Below are 3,427 nucleotides of genomic sequence, written 5' to 3' on the forward strand. Positions count from 1 at the left end.
GGCCGGCGCCTCCCCGCCGCACCGCCCGGCCCCGGTCACCGCATCCGCGCGGCCGGCGCGTGGCGGACGCCGCCGGCCCCGCGGCCCCGGACCGGGGGCGGCGGCGGATCCTCGGGGGTGACCTGCGAGGCATGGGGCGCCGCCGCTCGCAGGGCCCCGGGCAGGACTCCGCCGGTCCCGGGCGGCCCGGCGGGGTCAGACCGCCGAGGTGGCGCGGACCGTGGAGGCGATGGTGGCCGAGCCGACGACGCGGGTGCCGTCGTAGAGGACGACGGCCTGGCCGGGGGCGACGCCGCGGACCGGTTCGGCGAAGGTGACGTGGAGGGTGCCGTCGACCAGCTCGGCGGTGACCGGGGTCTCGTCGCCGTGGGCGCGGAGCTGGGCGGTGTAGGAGCCGGGGCCGGACGGGGCCGTGCCGCACCAGCGGGGCCTGATCGCGGTGAGGCCGGTGACGTCGAGGGCGGCGGCGGGGCCGACGGTCACCGTGTTGTCCACCGGGGAGATGTCGAGGACGTAGCGCGGCTTGCCGTCGGCGGCGGGGGTGCCGATGCGCAGGCCCTTGCGCTGGCCGATGGTGAAGCCGTAGGCGCCCTCGTGGGTGCCGAGCTTGGCGCCGGACTCGTCGACGATGTCGCCCTCCGCCCTGCCGAGGCGCTTGGCGAGGAAGCCCTGGGTGTCGCCGTCCGCGATGAAGCAGATGTCGTGCGAGTCGGGCTTCTTGGCGACGGCCAGGCCCCGGCGGGCGGCCTCGGCGCGGATCTCCTCCTTGGTGGTGACGGTGTCACCGAGCGGGAAGAGGGCGTGGGCGAGCTGGCGCTCGTCGAGGACGCCGAGGACGTAGGACTGGTCCTTGGCCATGTCCGAGGCGCGGTGCAGTTCGCGGGAGCCGTCCTCGCGGAGGACCACCTTGGCGTAGTGGCCGGTGCAGACCGCGTCGAAGCCGAGGGCCAGCGCCTTGTCGAGCAGCGCCGCGAACTTGATCTTCTCGTTGCAGCGCAGGCAGGGGTTGGGGGTGCGGCCGGCCTCGTACTCGGCGACGAAGTCGTCGACCACGTCCTCCTTGAAGCGGTCGGCGAGGTCCCACACGTAGAAGGGGATGCCGATGACGTCCGCGGCGCGGCGGGCGTCGCGGGAGTCCTCGATGGTGCAGCAGCCGCGCGCTCCGGTGCGGAAGGACTGCGGGTTGGCGGAGAGCGCGAGGTGCACTCCGGTCACCTCGTGCCCGGCCTCGGCGGCACGGGCGGCGGCGACGGCGGAGTCGACACCGCCGGACATGGCGGCGAGGACGCGGAGGGGGCGCTGCGGGGTATCGGTCATAGCCCCTCAAGGGTACGGGGCGCCGGGGAACCGCCGCCCCCGGATATGCGTTGTGCAGTCCGTGAGCGACAGGACCAGGGCCCGCGGGGCAGGGGAAGGGGACCGGCGCGTGGGGCGCCGGGCCCTGTTGATCGGCGGTCTCGCGACGGCCGCCGGCGTCTTCGCGCTGGGGCGCGACGATCTGGGCCGGATGTGGTGGCGGGTCCCGGGGGTGGAGAAGCCGCGCGTCGAGGGCGCGGTGGACTTCTCGGGGGCGCGCTGGACGGCCGCCTCGGAGGCCAACTACCGCCGGGCCGACCGGCCCGACGACTACCCCGTCGAGCTGGTGGTCGTGCACGTCACCCAGGGCGGTTACGACAGCGCGGTGCGGGTCTTCAAGGACCCCGGCCACCGGGCGGCGACGCACTACATCGTGGAGCAGGACGGCCGGGTCACCCAGATGATCCGCGAGCTGGACGTGGCGTACCACGCGGGCAACCGGGACTACAACGAGCGCAGCGTCGGCATCGAGCACGTGGGCTTCGTGGACCGGCCGAAGGACTTCACGGACGCCATGTACGCGGCCTCGGCGCGGCTGACGGCCCGAATATGCGAGCGCTACGGCATCCCGGTGGACCGCTCCCACATCATCGGCCACCACGAGGTGCCGGGCGCGGACCACACGGATCCGGGGCCGCACTGGGACTGGGACCGGTACATGAAGCTGGTGCGCGAGGCGCTGAAGGGCACTGCCTGATCCGGGAGGGGCCGGTCAGCTGAGGCCGGCGGCGCGGGCGCGTTCGACGGCGGGGCCGATCGCCTCGGCGACGGCCCGCACGTCGGCGGGCGTGGAGGTGTGACCGAGGGAGAACCGCAGGGTGCCCCGGGCCAGGCCGGGGTCGACGCCGGTGGCCAGCAGGACGTGGCTGGGCTGGGCCACACCGGCCGTGCAGGCGGAACCGGTCGAGCACTCGATGCCCTGGGCGTCCAGCAGGAGCAGCAGGGAGTCGCCTTCGCAGCCGGGGAAGGTGAAGTGCGCGTTGGCGGGGAGCCGGCCGGCCGGGTCGGGGTCGCCGCCGAGGATCGCGTCGGGCACGGCGGACCGGACCGCCTCGACCAGTTCGTCGCGCAGCCCGCCGATCCGTTCGGCGAACAGCGGCTGGTGGGCGGCGGCGTGCCGCCCGGCGACCGCGAAGGCGGCGACGGCCGGGACGTCCAGGGTGCCGGAGCGGACATGGCGCTCCTGCCCGCCGCCGTGCAGCACGGGGACGGGGGTGTGCTCGCGGCGCAGCAGCAGGGCGCCGATGCCGTAGGGGCCGCCGATCTTGTGACCGGAGACGGTGGCGGCGGCGAGGCCGGACCCCTCGAAGGAGAGCGGGACCTGGCCGAACGCCTGCACCGCGTCGGCGTGCAGCGGGACGCCGTACTCGGCGGCGGCGTCGGCGAGGGCGCGGACCGGCATCAGGGTGCCGATCTCGTTGTTGGCCCACATCACGGTGGCCAGGGCGACGTCGTCGGGGTTGCGGGCGATGGCCTCACGCAGGGCGTCGGCGTGGACCCGGCCGTGGGCGTCGACGGGGAGGTACTCGACGGTGGCGCCCTCGTGCTCGGCGAGCCAGTGCACGGCGTCCAGGACGGCGTGGTGTTCGACAGGGCTGGCCAGGACGCGGGTGCGGGCGGGGTCGGCGTCGCGGCGGGACCAGTAGAGGCCCTTGACGGCGAGGTTGTCGGCCTCGGTGCCGCCGGAGGTGAACACCACCTCGCTGGGGCGGGCGCCGAGCGCCTCGGCGAGGGTCTCGCGGGCCTCCTCGACGGTGCGGCGCGCGCGGCGGCCGGCCGCGTGCAGGGAGGACGCGTTGCCGGTGACGGCCAGCTGGGAGGTCAGCGCGGCGGCGGCCTCCGGCAGCATGGGGGTGGTCGCCGCGTGGTCGAGGTATGCCATGGTTCCTCGATTCTACGGGGCGGCGTGTCCCGGCCCCGGATCGGTGGGCCTCCCCGGGCCCCGGGCGGTGAGCGCCGCGCCCTGGCACGGGCGGCGGGCGCCGGCCCCCGGGCGGCGGGCACCGGCCCGTCTCCCGGACCCGGCCCGTCTCCCGGACCCGGCGCGTCTCCCGGGCCCGACCCGTCCCGG

3 protein-coding genes are annotated in these 3,427 nt (G+C 75.9%); 1 reads left to right on the forward strand and 2 read right to left on the reverse strand.

What is annotated here, in order from left to right:
* Nucleotides 1-195 precede the first annotated feature (195 nt).
* Complete coding sequence (gene mnmA, locus A2U95_RS05540) at nt 196-1,317, reverse strand: tRNA 2-thiouridine(34) synthase MnmA (protein ID WP_166021097.1); 1,122 nt, start codon at nt 1,315-1,317, stop codon at nt 196-198.
* Between the two features lie 109 nt (nt 1,318-1,426).
* Between mnmA and A2U95_RS05545 the strand changes: the two genes are divergently transcribed.
* Nucleotides 1,427-2,053 carry an N-acetylmuramoyl-L-alanine amidase gene (locus A2U95_RS05545; protein ID WP_240957209.1) on the forward strand — a complete coding sequence of 209 codons (627 nt, stop codon included), beginning with the start codon at nt 1,427-1,429 and terminating at the stop codon, nt 2,051-2,053.
* A gap of 15 nt (nt 2,054-2,068) precedes the next feature.
* Here A2U95_RS05545 and A2U95_RS05550 read toward each other — a convergent pair whose 3' ends face one another.
* Nucleotides 2,069-3,238 (reverse strand): cysteine desulfurase family protein, encoded by a 1,170-nt coding sequence (locus A2U95_RS05550; protein ID WP_166021099.1) that lies wholly within the window; start codon nt 3,236-3,238, stop codon nt 2,069-2,071.
* Nucleotides 3,239-3,427: the final 189 nt, after the last annotated feature.

The organism is Streptomyces chilikensis (assembly GCF_001642695.1).
Taxonomy (GTDB): Bacteria; Actinomycetota; Actinomycetes; order Streptomycetales; family Streptomycetaceae; genus Streptomyces; species Streptomyces chilikensis.

What these genes read in the sequence shown, in the direction of transcription:
- A2U95_RS05550 (WP_166021099.1), bottom strand. Translation starts at nt 3,238, where the DNA reads ATGGCATACCTCGACCACGCGGCGACCACCCCCATGCTGCCGGAGGCC.
- mnmA (WP_166021097.1), bottom strand. Translation starts at nt 1,317, where the DNA reads ATGACCGATACCCCGCAGCGCCCCCTCCGCGTCCTCGCCGCCATGTCC.